Genomic DNA, 16874 nt, shown 5'->3' with positions numbered 1-16874 from the left:
GTTATATTTATTTGTCAAGTAAAGTAGATTCATGCTGATCTTTTAACAATTTGATTTCGGCCATAATTGCTTCCGCACATTCTTTGGCGGAACTCTTGCTGTTACGGTAAGCTTCTATATTCATTGGTTTTCCGTATATAACCGTTTGTTTGTGAAACGGTTTATATGGCCCGGAAATGAAGCATGGAACAATTGTCGCATTGGAACGTAAAGCAAAAAACCCAGCGCCTGCTAATGGCTCGCCCAATTCCCCGGTCTTACTCCTTGTCCCTTCAGGAAAGAGCCCCAGTGTATGACCTTCTTTAAGGATATTTAGCCCTTTTCGCAATGCGTTACGGTCGCTCATTCCTCTTTTCACCGGGAAGGCATGAAACGCTGATAATAACTTGTTCAAAAAACGTTTGTTGAATAATTCCCCTTTTGCCATAAAATAAATCTCTCGGGGTGAGGTGATTCCGACTACCGGGGGATCCAAATTGGATATATGATTACTGCAAATGATCACAGGACCTGAACTTGGTACATTATTTTTACCGATTACGTGGATGCGATACAAAGGAAAAAAGATAAGCGATACAATGACCTTTGCAAAATGATAAAAGCTCATAATTCATCCATCCATTTCAACTGATTACTTTTTTGACCTGATCCAATATAAGCGCTGCCACTTCCCTGATTGACAATGATGTCGTATCTACTTCAACAGCATCTTTTGCCTTGACTAGTGGCGCCGTCTCCCGTTTTGAATCAATCAGATCCCGTTGTTCTATTTCCTTTTTCAGTTCATCCAAATCCGAATGAAAGCCTTTTTCTTCGTTTTCTTTATACCTGCGTCTTGCTCGTTCTTCCACTGTTGCCAAAAGAAATATTTTCACTTCGGCATCCGGCAATACATGGGTGCCGATATCCCGCCCATCCATTACCACCCCGCCTGTTGCGGCAAGTTCCTGCTGCCGTTTGACCATTTCTTTGCGTATACTTGGATGTTTGGCTACATAGGAAACTTGATTGGTAATTGGCAACGAGCGAATTTCCGATGTGACATCTTCACCATCTACTAAAACGCTTTGTCCTCCTTCTGCCTGCATGAGCACAATTTCAGTATGTATTAACAGCTCGGACAAACGTATTTCGTCATCAACAGGGACGTCTTCTCGTAATGCCTTCAGCGTTAAAGCGCGGTACATGGCACCTGTATCAATATAAATATAACTAAGCTTACGAGCGACAATTCTCGCCACGGTGCTTTTTCCCGCTGCAGCAGGCCCGTCAATTGCTATTCTGATTTGTTCCTTCATTAATGTTACTCATTCCTCTCATTACCCAGTAATACATAATAACCCATTCAAGCCCAAAAGACATGAAAAGAAAAACACTATAGAAATAATAACATAATTATATCAAAAGCGGAAGTGCCCGGATAGCGACGTACAAACTGGAAGGATTCTGACGAGATAAAGGAAACATGCCCCTGCAAAAGGGGTATGCCGACGTTGGCCGCAAAGGCCGTTCTTAGTCGGCCTTCCTTTAACTTACGAACCGATGTTGACTTATCGGAGGAAGAATTCTGAAGTTTGCTAGTCGCTGGGCACTGGAGCTGGACGATCAAAAGCGGAAGTGCCCGGATAGCGACAATGATTACCCACGATTACCTGTAAATGAAAAGGGAGGGGCGTTTTGCCCATCCCCGAATGTCATGCATATTTCAGTTCCGTTCCACCCATTTTTTCTACTTTCTCCTCGCTGCCATCCATTGCATTAATAAAAATGCGGTATGTTTCATTACCAAGTACACCAAGGAATTCGTACGTTAATACCTCGTCACCCGAATCATTATCAATCACCGCCAAATGTTCTTCGTTAATCTTTACTTCCGGGTTGACTTTTGCTTTAGCTTCATCTTTCGTAATGTTAGGTTTGGCTATATCCCGATCGGTATGGTTCATGTAGTATTCTCTTGCGGTTAAGCCTAATATATCTCCCTTATCCAGTCCCACTTTCACCTGAACTGCATCAGAATAAACCCGGACACCATCGTCATCATAAAGAAAAGAATAGACACCAACATTATCATATTGACTGCTTTGGAAAAATTTCATATGATCAAAACCATATTTTTTTAAGTTGGCTTCAGCCTTTTTTAAGCCATCATTGAGGCTCAGTTTTTGTTCTCCCACTGGACGGTCGACAACAAGTGAAATAGGTTTTCCCCCTTGTTCTGATATATCCATATAAGAAGATTTGTCGCCATCTTTAGAGGATATACTGTAGAACGGTATATCTGCACCTTTACCACTTTTGGTTAGCGTGACATCATCGTCATTTGAAATCTGCAAAAGTGACCTGGCACGCTTTAATGCCTCGTTTTTTGAGATTTTATTCCCATTCAGAAATTTATATTGATGTTCCTGTGATGACTTTCCGGTTGGTGCAGTATTCAGGTTGCTTTCTGAGAACCCTTCTGATTTTTTCTCGACAGTTTTCAGTCCATCAATGATTGTGTTATCCGATTTGGCTTTATCAGATGCCAAGGCGAGCTGTACGTCCATCCAACGAAGATTATTATTGAGGACAACGTGTTGTACTTGGCGCAATTCATTCGTGATATCACCCGATTGTTTATATAATGTCTCCAACTTTTTTGTTTCCTGATCGGTCAGCGGCTTTTTATCTAAATCCCTAACCGCTGTTTTATAGGTAAAATCACCAATATTGGACAGAAACTCCTCTGTCTTATTAAATGGAAGCAACGACAATGGCAGTTGTCCAACATCAGATAGTGCGTTTGATGAGAGACGCCAAATTTCGGCTAATTGCGGAGATAATGTTCCCCTGGAGTTCATCGCAAGTGCCGTGCCGATCTTGTCATTTAATAAATCCATATTGTATGAGAGGTCGTGAAATGAGCGTTGATAGGTATTCTCTGCTTGCATAAGAACTGCATTTTTATCACGATGCTCCTGATAACCCCAAATTCCAACTCCAACCAAGCCAACTGCCAATACGGTAATTAATATCCATCGAGTCATGTCTATCACACCTTTCTATTTACAAAATATGTGCTTACCAATTTGTTTGATTTGCGGTCTGGACCAAATCCAGGCAGATGTAGCTGTTGCTGGATTGAAATAATATAGTGCATTTCCTGTTGGATCCCAGCCATTGATTGCATCCAGTGTTGCTCTTTTTGCTGTTTCGTTTGGTGTTAACCAAATTTGTCCGTCCGCAACGGCTGTAAAGGCCAATGGTTCAAAGATAACACCGGAAACTGTATTCGGGAAATTCGGACTTTCCACCCGGTTTAATATTACTGCTGCAACAGCAACCTGACCGACATACGACTCTCCACGTGATTCACCATATACCGCATTAGCGATTAATTTAATATCATTTTGCGAAAAACCTTGGGGTACGTTAACCGAAGTTGTTGTGTTGCTTTGCTTATTCGTGTTATTTCCACCGCCTTGATTGGCAGCCGCCTGTCCGTTCCCCATTTGTTTAAGTATGCGTTGTTTATCATACTTCGTTGCCTTAACTAGCTTTTGCTTTAATTTCGGACCCGCAAGCCCATCTACCTTCATCCCGAATTCCTGTTGAAAATTTCGTAATGCCCAATATGTTCCCCACCCAAAAACTCCATCAATCTTCCCCTTATAGAAACCAATGTATTGCAATCTGGCCTGAAGCTCGATAACATCGTCTCCTGTTGCACCTTTTTGAATAACTTGGTCACTAAAAGCATGTACAGTTTTTGGGGGGTGTGATGCCTGGAGTCCTACGGAAAAGAAACATATGATAATAAATAATAGGAACATTTTTTTACAGGTCATACTTTTTCCTCCTACCTTGCATTGATGAACCTATTTTTTGATTTAACATCCTTTTTATTCATTTATGTTGCAACCGTTTGGTAAGCGAAATTTTTAAGAGGTATAATACCGTATAAAACGTATGTAGGACGCTGATCTCTCTTCATAACTGTTTCCCATATAATCCAAATTATCGTATGATGGTATTGGGATTGGAATATATAAAGCTTGCGTGATAAGCCGGACTAGTTGAACTAAAAAACTTATTGGTAGGTGATATTTTTGAAACGTATCTTAATCATTCACACTGGAGGGACAATCTCCATGCTGGAAAATAAACAAACGGGTGAGGTTACAACAACAGCGGATCATCCATTAATGAATGTATCAGCCCATTTTAAAGCAGTTGCCGATGTGGATGAGATCATTGCTTTTCAGTTGCCCTCTCCACAAATAACCCCTAAACATATGTTGGATTTGGCCAAATTAATTGATCAAAAAAGCGACTTGTACGATGGTATCGTTGTCACACATGGAACTGACACATTGGAGGAAACAGCATATTTTCTCAACTTGGTTGTGCAAACAAATAAACCAATTATTCTCACAGGTGCGATGCGATCCAGTAACGAAATTGGTTCAGACGCACTTTATAACTTGCTTAGCTCATTAAGGGTTGCGGTAGAAGATGATGCCGCGGGAAAAGGAGTATTGGTGGTAATGAATGATGAGATACACACTGCTGATAATGTGACCAAGACATCAACCAGTAATGTGGCAACATTTCAAAGCCCACAATATGGCCCAATTGGTATCATAACGAAGGATTCGATTATTTTTCATCACACAATTATTACAAGGGAGTTTTTTCCTGTCAAAACGATTATAAAAACGGTTATCTTATTAAAAGCTTATGCCGGCATGGATAGCCAATTAATCAATGCGGTAGCAAACTTGAAACCTGATGGAGTTGTCATTGAAGGGCTTGGCCAAGGAAATCTGCCAAAAGAGGTAATACCCTCCCTGCAAACCATGATAGCTGAAGGAATACCTGTGGCACTTGTTTCAAGATGCTATCAGGGGATTGTCCAGCCAACGTACAGCTATGACGGCGGAGGCAAACAGCTTAAAGACATGGGCATTATTTTTGCTAAGGGGTTAAATGGTCCCAAGGCTCGCATAAAATTATTATTGGCACTTGAACAGCAACAGCATGATCTGGACACGTTAAAACGCTGCTTTGAGCAAAAATAAACCGGACATGTATTAAAACCAAAATGGGGATGGCTATTTACTGCCATCCCCATTTTACTTGTCTTAATCTTGTCTGTTTATTTCTTATTCTGGATCGCCTCAGCAATTAATTTGCCGTGATCACGACCATTTTCAATAAAGATAATATTATTATTATACCCTGAAGTGATAACACCAGCGACATAAATTCCCGGAATATTAGTTTCCATTGTTTGCTCATTGAAGTAAGGCCGACCGTCTTCCTCATTAATATAAATGCCGGTATTTTTAAGAAATTGGTGGTCTGGTCGATAGCCGGTCATTGCAAAAACGTAATCATTCTTAATCTGTTTTGTTTCACCGTTTACGGTATAGACAACAGCATCATCCTTAATTTCGTTCACCTGTGCATTGAATTCCATCGTTACAATATTTTTCCGTATTAATGAATCAAAATCAGGCAGGATCCATGGCTTGATGCTCTTTGAGTAAGAACTGCCCCGATATAAAACAGTAATCCGGGCTCCCGCTTTATGAAGTTCCATTGTCGCGTCAACAGCTGAGTTTTTCCCACCGATCACAACCACATCTTTATTAAAATACGGATGTCCTTCCTTAAAATAATGCACAACCTTTTGCTTTTCTTCTCCCGGAACGTTCAGCCAATTGGGATGATCATAATAGCCTGAAGCGATGATCACATTTTCTGCCTGATATTCCTGTATTTCTTGCGTTTCGCCAGTTGTCTTTTGCGATTTCACGAAAAATGTGTCATCTTGTTTTTCTATCTCTATTACCTTTTCGTAAGGATTGATTCTTATTTTTTCCCGCTCGGCTACCGTACGATAATAGGTTAAAGCTTCCATTCTAACGGGTTTTTGCTTTTCTGTAATAAACATCCGATCGCCAATTTCCAAACGATCACTTGTACTAAAAAAGGTTTGGTGTGTCGGGAAATTATAGATGGTATTAACAATATTTTCTTTTTCAATGATAAGCGGTATAATGTTTTTTCTTTGTAATTCAATTGCAGCTGATAGACCACAAGGACCGCCACCTACAATAATCGTATGCTCCATTTGCATCGTACGCACTTCCCTTTCTAACTTATAAACATAAAAAAACTCTTACCATACAAATATACATGATAAGAGTTTTTCCGTCATTCAATTCGATTTTTTCGCACCCAACCGGTCGCCTGCGCTTTTGCCACATCCAGCTCCGGCGACCAGCGGCTAGTGAACTTCCTTCACCTCCGTACGATAAGTCAACATCGGTTCGCTTCCAGCTCACCCTGTTTCCTTTATCTCCTACGGTTCAGTCCAGTTCATACGCCGCTAACCGGTCGCCTACGCTTTTGCACCTACACCCAGCCGCGGAATCTGGCTGCTTCTGCCATTTTTCGTACGCCGATCATGTATGCTGCCAACCGCATATCTACGCGTCTTGTTTGTGCTGTATTATAAATAGCATTAAATGATTTCACCATAATATTTTCCAGTTTTTCTTCAATTTCTTCCTCTGGCCAATAATAGCCTTGGTTGTTCTGTACCCATTCAAAATAGGAAACAGTCACACCGCCTGCGGATGACAGTACATCCGGTACCAGTAATTTACCACGATCAGTCAAAATTTTAGTACCCTCTAATGTTGTTGGACCGTTCGCGGCTTCAACGACAATATCTGCTTTAATATTATGCGCATTTTCCGCTGTAATTTGGTTTTCAACTGCGGCAGGTACAAGGATATCACAATCCAATTCCAACAATTCCTTATTGGTAATCGTGTTATTAAATAATTTTGTCACCGTACCAAAGCTGTCCCGGCGATCCAATAAATAATCGATATCCAAACCATCCGGATCATGAAGTGCGCCATATGCATCAGAGATACCAACCACTTTTGCACCGGCATCATGCAGAAATTTGGATAAAAAGCTGCCTGCATTACCGAATCCCTGAACAACTACCCTTGCCCCGTTTACATCAATGCCCCGTTTTTTTGCTGCTTCATTGATAACAATTGTAACGCCTTTTGCAGTTGCAGAGTCTCTTCCGTGCGAGCCGCCGAGAACGATTGGTTTACCTGTAATAAATCCTGGACTATTAAATTCATCAATGCGACTGTATTCATCCATCATCCATGCCATAATTTGTGAGTTTGTAAACACATCCGGAGCAGGAATGTCCTTATTCGGACCAACAATCTGACTAATTGCCCGAACATAGCCACGACTTAGCCCTTCCAATTCACGAAAGGACATCTCACGAGGATCACAGATGATTCCACCTTTACCACCACCATATGGCAAATCAACGATACCTGCTTTTAAACTCATCCAAATGGACAGCGCCTTGACTTCTGTCTCCGTCACGTCCGGATGGAAGCGAACACCGCCTTTGGTTGGACCAACAGCATCGTTATGTTGCGCGCGATAACCGGTAAAAATTTTGATGGAGCCATCGTCCATTCTAACAGGTATTCTCACTGTCAACATTCGCATTGGTTCCTTTAATAATTCAAATACCTCATCAGGGTAACCCAACTTATCCAACGCATTTTTTACAACAGTTCGGGTTGAATTTAATACGTCCATTTTCTCGTTTGTTTGATTTCCGGAAGAATCTGCTGCTTTATCGGCTACCATGAATTTACCTCCTATAATATCCATCCATTTTTATATAATAGCTGTACTCAGAGATTAGTATACACCTTCATAGTAAATATGCAATAAAATATAGTTATTTCCTCTCAAAGCAATGGAAAAAATAACCGGACGATTCCCAAGGTCTTTTCTATCAGTTAATCCCTGTGATGAATCAGACGTTAGATGGAAACATTCACACGTAAAATGTTTCCATAATCCGTCTAATTGCATCCTGTTCCATAATAACCTTCCCATATTCCTTCAACCGTGTGGATGTAATAATGCTTGGTGAAGAGTATTCAAGAATAATGGCAATGATATGTTCGCGGTAATTGTCCTTTAGATCCGCATCCTCCATCAGCATGTAATAGCGGTCATCCATGTGATAAATTTTTCCCCCGTCGATGGATTTGGCCTGTAAGTTAGCTGCCAATTGAATAATATCCTCGAAGTCATCAAAAGAGAAGATTAGCTCTTTGCTTTCATCCAAGGTTACTTTCATTTCAACAAAATCCTCATCCCAATTTATATTTTCACTGTTTTGTGTCACGATAACATGCATGCCCTGCGCCTGCATCAAATGGACTTGTACAAGCAGTAAACCGCCCAATTCAAAGCCCAATTCCGTACTTGCTTCGTACATCATATCACTAAATAAATTGCGGACACCTGTTACATCTTCCCACAAGTCCTCTTTGGTAAAACCGCGTTCGATTAAATCATCAAACGTTAAGAAAATGGTAAATTGATTATCGGATACTCGTTCTATACGCATCTCGTATCCTCCTTTACGCAACAAAATTATCCTATTTCAATCACTTATTTATTCTGCTTACCATATCATATGCAAATCATGGCATTGTTGAACTATTTAGAAGGATCATTTTAATGTCTTGATAAATGATTCCGCCATAAAGAATATTCATAATGGCCGGTTTATCCCTTTTGAAATTCTTACAAGTAAACATCACTATGCTTTCCTTCCCTTTATATTGTGATCATACCATATTTTATGTATTAAATTAACCATGATTAGGACAAATTCTACCCGGCATATACGTATGAAGTGTCGTTGGTATCTGGTATACGAAACAGGACATGAACCTCTCAAGATCACGTCCTCTTTGATTAATCATTCATAATAATACCTACCTAAAGGATCTGTACTTTCCCAGACGTAACCAATTTGCAGCAACTGTTTTTCGGAAAGATGATTTCCAATGAATTGCATACCGACTGGCATTCTTTTTGAATCTAATCCCATTGGTACAGATAAGCTCGGTGTACCCGTTAAATTCACAGGAGAAGTAAATGGCAAACATCGTCTTATCACATCTAAATTTTGTTTAACCCAATTCTCATCGAACGCTGGAGTTGTGATGGGGATAGTTGGTCCAAGCATTACATCAACATCGCAAAAAGTTTTATGAAATGACTCTACCATCTTTCTTCGAGCTTGTTGAGCGCTAACATATTGCGGTGTATTCGTTAATATACCCGATAGAAAGAAGGACCGGATGTCTGTGGAATAATCCTCTGCATGTTCCTGTAGCCATTTGTAATGTAAATTTGCTGCTTCCCCTGTCACAACCACGTATCCAGAAAATGTTGACATCGATAATTCAGGGATCTCAACCTCCCTTATTTCAGCTCCCAGATGTTGCAATGTTGCTATTGCATTGTTAAAGAGTTTTTCCACATCTGGGTCTAACCCCTCGAGATAGTAAGTGGGTATACCTATTTTTAGTCCGCTAATTCCTTTATTTAGATTTATCATGTAATTGGGAATAGATACCCTCAGGCTTGTAGGATCATTTGTATCAAAACCTGCCATGACGTTAAGCATCAAAGCCAAATCGGAAACTGAGCGCGCTATGGGTCCAGCAGTATCTAATGACATAGCTGTAGGGAAAATGCCTTGCGTGCTAACAAGCCCATAGGTTGGCTTTAATCCGTAAACCCCACACATGGCTGCAGGTAAGCGAATCGACCCAAAAGTATCGGTTCCAGTAGCAATTGTTGCCAGTCCAGCTGCCAAAGAAGCGGTACCACCACCACTTGAGCCGCCTGGCATACATTGGGTATTCCAAGGGTTTCGGGTAGTCCCAAAAAACGGATTGGTACCAGTTGATCCAGCTGCAAGTTCATGCATGTTTTGCTTCCCTAACATGATCACCCCAGCGTCTAACAATTTATCTGCTGCTGTAGCTGTTTCCTCCGGGACGAAATCAGCAAAAAGTTTGGAGCCAACCGTTGTTCTTATACCTCTTGTATAGTAATTATCCTTGATACCAAGTGGGATGCCATGGAGAGGTCCAATATATCGCCCATGCATAATGTTCGCTTCTGCTTCCCTTGCTTGTTGAAGCGCCAATTCGGGCAGCGGAGTAATATACGTATGAAGGATCGGATCAAACGTATCTATGCGATTTAATATATGTCTTGTCAATTCTACAGGAGATAGTTGTTTAGATTTTATTAATGATGCAAGATCGGTAGCGGTTAGAAAGGCTAGGTCAGTCATAGCATTAACTCCTTATCAACAATCGTAATTGGCACCTCTTGGTTTAGATGGGGGAAGGTGCGGAGCGATGATTGAGCCTGGTTTATCGTGTAGATTATGTTATGAATATGGGTGATATCATTTTCATAGACTGGAATTCCCTGTAAATATAATCGCTGTTTTAAGAAGTTTACGTAATCCATTCATGTTCCCTCCTTTGCGGGTTGTAATTACTATATGAAAAGCCTAGGAGAAAGTGCAGGAAGACCAAAAAATCGCGTTATGTAGTCTGCCCGCGAGCTGATTCAATAATGATGTAAATTATCCATTACCATAAATAAAAGATGTTCTAAGCTCAATAGTAAAACATACAAATATATATGGGGTTGAAAAATGTATTTATAGGATGGGTGATTATATGGATGATAAGTCATCAAGAAACGAAGAAAGACATCGTGAAAATCTCAAACAACAGCAGCTGGATCAGTTCCGTGTAAAAGATTCCGGGAAACCAATGACGACACAGGAAGGAAAAAAAAGATCACAGGATCAGGACCAATTAAAAGCCGGAATACGTGGTCCTAGTTTACGTCAGGATTACGAGTTCTTTGAAAAGATGGGCCATTTTGTTCACGAAGAAATCCCGGAAAGAGTGGTTCATGCAAGAGGTTACAGTGCACATGGAGAGTTTGAATGTTATCGGTCCATGAAACATGTGACGAAAGCATGTTTCTTACAGGAAGCCGGGAAAAAAACGCCGCTAACAATTCGTTTTTCTACTGTACAGGGAGCTAAAGGATCCTATGATACGGCAAGGGATTTACGCTGTCAGGGTGTTAAGCTTTATACAGAAGAAGGAAATGTCGATCTGACAACTATTGCCATGCCTGTATTAGTTAATCAAGACGCGATGAAGTTTCCGGATGTGATGCATGCATACCAAGCCAAGCAAGCTGATGATATACCTACGGCTTCCGGCGCCCATGACCGTTTCTGGGATTATGTGGCCAATAACGTTGAAGCGCTACATATGGTGCTGTGGATCATGTCTGATCGGGGCATTCTGAGAAGTTACCGAATGATGGAATCATGGTCCATTAATACGTACCTATTCGTTAATGAACAAGGTGTAGCCACGTTTATGCGATATGTCTGGAAACCAGTGCTGGGTGTTCATTCCCTTTTACAAGATGAGGCACTGAAAATCGGCGGACTCGATCCGGACTTTCACCGCCGGGATCTCAGAGAGGCGATTGACCAAGGCGCTTATCCTGAATATGAGTTGGGTGTCCAGTTGATTTCGATGGAGGATGAATTTGCATTCGACTTTGATGTTCTGGATCCTGCAAAATTTTGGCCGGAAGAACTTGTTCCTGTTCAGATGATCGGCAAGATGACATTAAATAGAAATATTGATAATTATTTTACGGAGTCTGAACAAGCCGCATTTAATCCTGCCAATGTCGTTCCGGGGATTGATTTTTCCAATGATCCCGTTTTGCAGGGAAGATTAATGGCGTATAGAGAGACACAACAACATCGACTTGGCAGCGCCAATTACGCTGAATTGCCAATTAACAGGCCGATCTGCCCGTTTCATAATAATCAACGCCGAGGCTATATGAGACAGCGAATTGATGTTGATAAGGTAAACTATCATCAAAATTCGCTGGCAAATAACACGCCATACACGGTGCCTCCAGAAGAAGGCGGCTATACAGATTATCCGGAGAAAGTCGATGGCTACAAAATCAGAGCCAGAAGCGATTCATTCAAAGACTACTATTCACAACCACGAATATTTTGGAACAGTTTGACGCCTGTAGAAAAGCAGCATACTATTGAGGGACTAAGCTATCAGGTTGGAAGTGTAAAAAGCGAATCTGTTCGACAGCAGGTTGCTGATATACTTGTCAACGTTGATAAGGAAATGGCATGTATTGTTGCGGACAATATTGGTGTGGATCGCCCAAGCGGGACCAATGTTCCTGTTTCTACCAGTTATCCTTCTCTTAGTCAGGCCAATACACCTAAATATGCATATACGCAGAAAGTAGGTGTACTGATTGGCAATGGTTTTAACGGTCAAGAGGTCATAAATGTGCTTAATTATCTACAGCAATGTGGGGTATTTATAGATATTGTAAGTGAAACGCTTGGTACAGTCATAGGGGCAGACGGCACAACAATCGAGGCTGATAAAACATTTCTGACAACTAGTCCCTATCTGCTTGACTCACTTTATGTCGTTGGTGGAAGTTCCAAAAATGAAGCAAAATTCCACCAGGATGTCATGTCGTTCGTAAAAGTAGCATTCAAACATTATAAACCAATTGGTGTTGCAACAACTGCACAGTCCCAGTTTAAAATAAGATCCGCAGCTGGTGTTGTTTTTGCCGGAAACAATTCCGACTTTGGAAACGAATTTGTCAAAGCAATTGCCCATCAGCGTTTTTGGAATCGAAAATAGCCCTTAAATATGCCGAGTTCTATCACCTCGGAATCAGTAATGCGAATGCATATTACCTGATAATACCCTGTAGTTTCCGGCCAACAGCTACAGGGGGTAATTTGTCTCAATACCAAATCAGCCCAGGAACCCTCTTATGTTTCCCTCACCCACATAATATAAACCTGCTAAAACAGCAATAATAATAATGATAACCAATAACAATCTGACAAGTGGTCCGCTTACCTGCCAACGGATGCGTTGATTTGTTTTGCCATGAACTTCTTTTCTCGGCGGTAAATTCAATATATCCATTTCCCTGGTTTGTGAAGGAACCATCTGTTTTTTATCCATCTGCTCATCCGCGCTGGTTCTATTTGTGGATGTATCCTTTCCATCTGTTATTTCTTCCACCAATTTTTTCAACTCATCCTGTTTATTTCCATGGTTTGTCATCTCATACACCTCTTTTTCAACCTTATAAGAAGACCAGACAAAAAATCAATGATAAAATGTGCGGTCATAGTAGTAAACAAGTTGCCTGTCAGCTTGAACATATAACCAAGATAAAAACTAACAAGAAGCACCGAAACCAACAGGACGGGCTTTTTCAGGTAACGAATATGAACAAGGGCAAAAACCGTACTTGCTATAACATATCCCATGGTCGTTTGTAGCACGCCTCGGAACAAAACCTCTTCTGCAATGGCTATCAATAGTACAAGTCCGATTATCCCCATAACTGAGCGGTTGGCAAAAATTCGTTCGTTTATCCCGCCATCGTCATAATAACGTTCAGGCAAGACATACATTAAAACGGCATCCACAGCTACGACAATCAGTCCCGGAAAAACACCATAATATACAATTTCAAAACCATTAAAACGAAACAGATGAAGCCATTGCGCAGGATGATCAAATAGGATTAAACTTAATAGAATACCAAGAAAAAGCAACAGCCCTTGGGAAAATAGTAATTGTTTGGTTAATTCCCGGTCAGTCAGCTGGTTCAATATCTCACGTTGGCTAGGCATAGTTACCACCTGCCAGCAGAAGTTTTTGCAGTTTTTCCCACCAGGAACCTGCAGGAACATCGGTATTTATTGACTTGTCCACCGGTTGTAAAACGGAATAAGAAAAACCGCAATTACTGCAACAGTTGTCCAAGGGCTTGCTGTACGAATCCTGAAAATGTTGATACAAATGTTTTCGTAAACATCCTTGAGTCTCTGTCCATTGAATCATTTCCATTAGCTTTCTTTCCTTGATGGATACGCGTTCTTCCATATAGTGCTGTATAGATAGGCGTGTTCGTTGCCAATTCTCATGATTTACTGCCCAATTATTTTTTTCTATCATACCATGTTTTTCGATTTGATGGCGCAAAAATCGCCATTGAGTTTCGTTCAGCTGGAACATATCCACGGCCTCTTCCGTGCTGGGAAAAGCCTGTTTTCGTTCTTCCAATAACTCTAGTTGTCTCACAACAATTTCCAGTTGCTGCCTGGAAGGGAGTTCTTTCCTGATTAACCCTGTTGGTATCATCTTGTCCATGTTGGCATAAAGCAGTAAAGCTATACTGGGCTCACCATCCCGACCTGCCCGGCCAATCTCCTGAATATAGGATTCCAATTGTGGTGGCAGATGAAAATGAACAACAAGACGAATATTACTTTTGTTAATTCCCATTCCAAATGCACTTGTACAACAAATAATGTCCAACTGATCGTGCATAAACTGCTGCTGAATGGCAATTCGATCCATCTGCTCCATCCCGCCGTGGTAAAATGCGATTCGTTGCTCCGGCAGTTTCTCCCTTAGTAGTTGTGCAGTCGTCTCCGCTGAGTGGCGACTGGAAAAATAAATAATTGCTGGACAAGTGTATTTCTTAAACAGGTCCCTTAAAAGGGCTATTTTTTCCTGATCATCGTCAACCTTTTTGACTGTGATCACAATATTTTCCCGATCCATTGGAAAGATATGTTTCACCATATTCGGTCGTTTTAGATAGGTAACAATATCTTGCTGCACTTCTTTGGTGGCGGTAGCACTTAATGCCATGATCACTGGATCGTTTAATTCCCGAATGACTGAGCCTAACTTTAAATAATCGGGTCGGAATTCGTGTCCCCATTGCGAAATACAATGTGCTTCATCAATAACAAATAAAGGAACTCGGATTTGCTTTAATCTTCTTATTAGTTCATCCTGCTGCAACAGCTCTGGTGAAACATAAATCAGATCATACGTCTGCAGTTCCCGATAAATTTGTCGCCGTTCCATCGGGTTCATAAAGCTATTTAATGCCGTAACTTTTTTGAAATGATTTGCCTTTAGTTGATTGACTTGATCGATCATAAGTGATATAAGCGGGGAAACGACAATCGTTGTCCCTTTCATTAGTTTGGCTGGCAACTGGTAGCACAATGATTTCCCCGATCCGGTCGGAAGTATGCCTAACACATCATTGCCGTTTAATACTTCCTCTACCAATTCTCTTTGTCCGGTTCGAAATGTTTTATACCCAAAATAATGATATAAATTTTCTTCCAATGTAGCTTGTTCTATCATATCTTCCACCCTATTCACGTTTAATTGTTGCCAATACAAGTCGAATTTGAAAATAGCCAATATCTGACGACAATGCTTCTTTAATCTGTTTTAACGAATAACTATCAATTTGCTCCATAACGGCTATAATCTCCTGATATTGTTCTCTATCAATAAATGGGCTGATCGAAAATGTTGGATCTGCTAAAGCAATTTCCACAATATGATCATGGATTGTATTCTCCTTGAGCCCTCTTATTGCGGCAATTTCCGGGATCGTGTAGTTTTTTCTCAGAAGATGGTATGTCTTTCTCGCTGTATTCGTAAAAAACGACTGTTGTTCACAATCACGAATTATCATATGTAATATTGGATAATTTGACGTATCATTCTGAATACCTGCCAGCATTTGATGAATGATCCGCATCCAGATGAGCGAAACATCTATTATCGTTGACTGATATTTTTCCGCCAGTTGCTGTTTGCTTTTTCCGAAAATCTGATAACCAGTCAGACGGTCGACAAATATATTTGCTTCATCCTCGGATAATGTACTTAACAACATATGTAATTCCTTGTATAAAGCTTTCATATAGTCCGATTCTGATGTCTTTACCATTTTGTAAAAAGATTTGACCCAGCCCTGTACCGGTTTTTTATCAACAATCGGAATAAATCGGTAATTTCCCATGTTACTATTGGTTAATGTCTGAATCAATAACAGCAAACGGTCAGAAAAGATGGGTGCTAACTGATGATACCTCAAACCGTTAAAATTGGCTGGTCGAGTCTGTGATTTTAGCCATTTTACCCCTTTTTCTGTCAACCGAAAACAGGCATCTTCATCAATATCCAGTAAGTCATGTTGTTCCAGCTGTTGAATCAATTTGTGAAAATACTGTTTCGACAACGATTGCGCAACGCCGTAGTAAGCTTGCAGTTCAAAAATATGGATATCCTGCATGGTTTGGACGGATTTTTTCCCTGTTAAAATATAATAGATAGCGGCCGTTGTTCGCTTGGCTTTGATCTTTCGGCAACAGGTTAGGATTAGGTTATGTATTAGCAATTGATTATCTTCTCCTTTTTCGTGGAAGTTGCTGGCGAAGGTTTGAAAAATAGCAAAAGTGGTTTTACAATAAAGGAAGTGTTATCTAGTTAGGGGGAAAACCCATGCCAAAATTTACAATCATTGATAAAGAAACATGCATTGCCTGTGGTGCTTGTAGCTTTTCTGCCCCGCATATATATGATGATGATGACGATGGACTATCTTTTGTTCTGCTCGACAATAATGAAGGTACCGCAGCTGTCCCTGAGGAATGGGAGGATGAGATGGAAGATGCTTGTCAGGGTTGTCCGACAGACTCAATCAAAATTGCCGATCAACCATTTTTCGGTGATCCACATAAGTTTGAAGACTAGTTTACGAGAGTCAACTTATGCTTGATACAACCACTTACCGCTGCTTATTCCCCCAAGCACCCAACATGATACCTCTTATTCTACAGTTTCCTTCCTGATTCTATCATAATTTGCTAGCATTAGAATGTCAAAACCCGCAAAAACACCTAATTCTAAAATTTATCCTGCCTGTCATAACCCAAAGCACCATATTTCGGTTTAAAATTACTTAAGAAATTGTTTTTGCCAAAATATATCGGTAGAAAATCATGATTTCCA

16 protein-coding genes are annotated in these 16874 nt (G+C 40.6%); 3 read left to right on the top strand and 13 right to left on the bottom strand.

Going from position 1 to position 16874, the window contains the following annotated elements; genetic code table 11:
• Positions 1-7: 7 nt before the first annotated feature.
• The 4 genes from ABRT01_RS00675 to sleB all read right to left on the bottom strand — a co-directional run bounded on the left by ABRT01_RS00675 (position 8) and on the right by sleB (position 3830).
• Positions 8-607 (bottom strand): lysophospholipid acyltransferase family protein, encoded by a 600-nt coding sequence (locus ABRT01_RS00675; RefSeq protein WP_269412349.1) that lies wholly within the window; start codon positions 605-607, stop codon positions 8-10.
• Between the two features lie 16 nt (positions 608-623).
• The gene (cmk, locus tag ABRT01_RS00670) at positions 624-1298 is read right to left on the bottom strand and encodes a (d)CMP kinase (protein WP_269412348.1); all 675 of its coding nucleotides are present in this window, start codon (positions 1296-1298) and stop codon (positions 624-626) included.
• A 396-nt stretch (positions 1299-1694) separates the two neighbouring features.
• The gene (gene ypeB, locus ABRT01_RS00665; RefSeq protein WP_269412347.1) at positions 1695-3029 is read right to left on the bottom strand and encodes a germination protein YpeB; all 1335 of its coding nucleotides are present in this window, start codon (positions 3027-3029) and stop codon (positions 1695-1697) included.
• A gap of 15 nt (positions 3030-3044) precedes the next feature.
• A complete protein-coding gene (gene sleB / locus ABRT01_RS00660) occupies positions 3045-3830 on the bottom strand; it encodes a spore cortex-lytic enzyme (RefSeq protein WP_269412346.1) in 786 nt (261 codons plus the stop codon).
• 261 nt (positions 3831-4091) lie between these two features.
• Between sleB and ABRT01_RS00655 the strand changes: the two genes are divergently transcribed.
• Entirely contained in the window at positions 4092-5063 is a 972-nt protein-coding gene (locus tag ABRT01_RS00655; protein WP_269412345.1) for an asparaginase, read from the top strand.
• Positions 5064-5140: 77 nt separating this feature from the next.
• Here ABRT01_RS00655 and ABRT01_RS00650 read toward each other — a convergent pair whose 3' ends face one another.
• From ABRT01_RS00650 to ABRT01_RS00630, 5 genes are all read right to left on the bottom strand, one after another.
• Positions 5141-6127 (bottom strand): YpdA family putative bacillithiol disulfide reductase, encoded by a 987-nt coding sequence (locus ABRT01_RS00650; RefSeq protein WP_269412344.1) that lies wholly within the window; start codon positions 6125-6127, stop codon positions 5141-5143.
• Positions 6128-6405: 278 nt separating this feature from the next.
• Positions 6406-7689, bottom strand: coding sequence for a Glu/Leu/Phe/Val family dehydrogenase (locus tag ABRT01_RS00645; RefSeq protein WP_269412343.1), 1284 nt, complete (start codon positions 7687-7689; stop codon positions 6406-6408).
• 193 nt (positions 7690-7882) lie between these two features.
• Complete coding sequence (locus tag ABRT01_RS00640) at positions 7883-8464, bottom strand: genetic competence negative regulator (RefSeq protein WP_269412342.1); 582 nt, start codon at positions 8462-8464, stop codon at positions 7883-7885.
• 357 nt (positions 8465-8821) lie between these two features.
• Positions 8822-10213 carry an amidase gene (locus ABRT01_RS00635; protein WP_269412341.1) on the bottom strand — a complete coding sequence of 464 codons (1392 nt, stop codon included), beginning with the start codon at positions 10211-10213 and terminating at the stop codon, positions 8822-8824.
• A complete protein-coding gene (locus ABRT01_RS00630) occupies positions 10210-10395 on the bottom strand; it encodes a hypothetical protein (protein ID WP_269412340.1) in 186 nt (61 codons plus the stop codon). The genes ABRT01_RS00635 and ABRT01_RS00630 overlap by 4 nt, the downstream gene beginning before the upstream one ends.
• Positions 10396-10610: 215 nt before the next feature.
• Here ABRT01_RS00630 and ABRT01_RS00625 point away from each other — a divergent pair, with 215 nt between their 5' ends.
• Complete coding sequence (locus ABRT01_RS00625; RefSeq protein ID WP_269412533.1) at positions 10611-12662, top strand: catalase; 2052 nt, start codon at positions 10611-10613, stop codon at positions 12660-12662.
• 117 nt (positions 12663-12779) lie between these two features.
• Here the strand turns inward: ABRT01_RS00625 and ABRT01_RS00620 are convergent, their stop codons facing one another.
• The 4 genes from ABRT01_RS00620 to ABRT01_RS00605 are packed head-to-tail and all read right to left on the bottom strand — an operon-like array spanning position 12780 to position 16260.
• Positions 12780-13097: a hypothetical protein gene (locus ABRT01_RS00620; RefSeq protein ID WP_269412339.1), complete on the bottom strand. Its 318-nt coding sequence runs from the start codon at positions 13095-13097 to the stop codon at positions 12780-12782.
• On the bottom strand, positions 13094-13675 hold the full coding sequence (locus ABRT01_RS00615; RefSeq protein WP_269412338.1) for a CPBP family intramembrane glutamic endopeptidase: 582 nt from the start codon (positions 13673-13675) through the stop codon (positions 13094-13096). The genes ABRT01_RS00620 and ABRT01_RS00615 overlap by 4 nt, the downstream gene beginning before the upstream one ends.
• The gene (locus tag ABRT01_RS00610; protein WP_269412337.1) at positions 13668-15212 is read right to left on the bottom strand and encodes a RecQ family ATP-dependent DNA helicase; all 1545 of its coding nucleotides are present in this window, start codon (positions 15210-15212) and stop codon (positions 13668-13670) included. The genes ABRT01_RS00615 and ABRT01_RS00610 overlap by 8 nt, the downstream gene beginning before the upstream one ends.
• Positions 15213-15222: 10 nt before the next feature.
• Positions 15223-16260 carry a YpbB family protein gene (locus tag ABRT01_RS00605; RefSeq protein WP_269412336.1) on the bottom strand — a complete coding sequence of 346 codons (1038 nt, stop codon included), beginning with the start codon at positions 16258-16260 and terminating at the stop codon, positions 15223-15225.
• Between the two features lie 104 nt (positions 16261-16364).
• Between ABRT01_RS00605 and ABRT01_RS00600 the strand changes: the two genes are divergently transcribed.
• Positions 16365-16616: a ferredoxin gene (locus tag ABRT01_RS00600; RefSeq protein WP_269412335.1), complete on the top strand. Its 252-nt coding sequence runs from the start codon at positions 16365-16367 to the stop codon at positions 16614-16616.
• The last annotated feature ends 258 nt before the right edge of the window (positions 16617-16874 follow it).

The organism is Lentibacillus sp. L22, from assembly GCF_040812445.1.
GTDB lineage: Bacteria > Bacillota > Bacilli > Bacillales > Amphibacillaceae > Lentibacillus_C > Lentibacillus_C daqui.
Note: the sequence above shows the minus strand (reverse complement) of the source record. Positions and strands in the feature narration are given on the sequence as shown.

Excerpts from the sequence above, each read along its gene's own strand:
- ABRT01_RS00645 (WP_269412343.1), bottom strand. The coding sequence starts at position 7,689 with ATGGTAGCCGATAAAGCAGCAGATTCTTCCGGAAATCAAACAAACGAG.
- cmk (WP_269412348.1), bottom strand. The coding sequence starts at position 1,298 with ATGAAGGAACAAATCAGAATAGCAATTGACGGGCCTGCTGCAGCGGGA.
- ABRT01_RS00640 (WP_269412342.1), bottom strand. The coding sequence starts at position 8,464 with ATGCGTATAGAACGAGTATCCGATAATCAATTTACCATTTTCTTAACG.
- ABRT01_RS00610 (WP_269412337.1), bottom strand. The coding sequence starts at position 15,212 with ATGATAGAACAAGCTACATTGGAAGAAAATTTATATCATTATTTTGGG.
- ABRT01_RS00615 (WP_269412338.1), bottom strand. The coding sequence starts at position 13,675 with ATGCCTAGCCAACGTGAGATATTGAACCAGCTGACTGACCGGGAATTA.
- ypeB (WP_269412347.1), bottom strand. The coding sequence starts at position 3,029 with ATGACTCGATGGATATTAATTACCGTATTGGCAGTTGGCTTGGTTGGA.
- ABRT01_RS00625 (WP_269412533.1), top strand. The coding sequence starts at position 10,611 with ATGGATGATAAGTCATCAAGAAACGAAGAAAGACATCGTGAAAATCTC.
- ABRT01_RS00675 (WP_269412349.1), bottom strand. The coding sequence starts at position 607 with ATGAGCTTTTATCATTTTGCAAAGGTCATTGTATCGCTTATCTTTTTT.
- ABRT01_RS00600 (WP_269412335.1), top strand. The coding sequence starts at position 16,365 with ATGCCAAAATTTACAATCATTGATAAAGAAACATGCATTGCCTGTGGT.
- sleB (WP_269412346.1), bottom strand. The coding sequence starts at position 3,830 with ATGACCTGTAAAAAAATGTTCCTATTATTTATTATCATATGTTTCTTT.
- ABRT01_RS00630 (WP_269412340.1), bottom strand. The coding sequence starts at position 10,395 with ATGGATTACGTAAACTTCTTAAAACAGCGATTATATTTACAGGGAATT.
- ABRT01_RS00620 (WP_269412339.1), bottom strand. The coding sequence starts at position 13,097 with ATGACAAACCATGGAAATAAACAGGATGAGTTGAAAAAATTGGTGGAA.
- ABRT01_RS00650 (WP_269412344.1), bottom strand. The coding sequence starts at position 6,127 with ATGCAAATGGAGCATACGATTATTGTAGGTGGCGGTCCTTGTGGTCTA.
- ABRT01_RS00635 (WP_269412341.1), bottom strand. The coding sequence starts at position 10,213 with ATGACTGACCTAGCCTTTCTAACCGCTACCGATCTTGCATCATTAATA.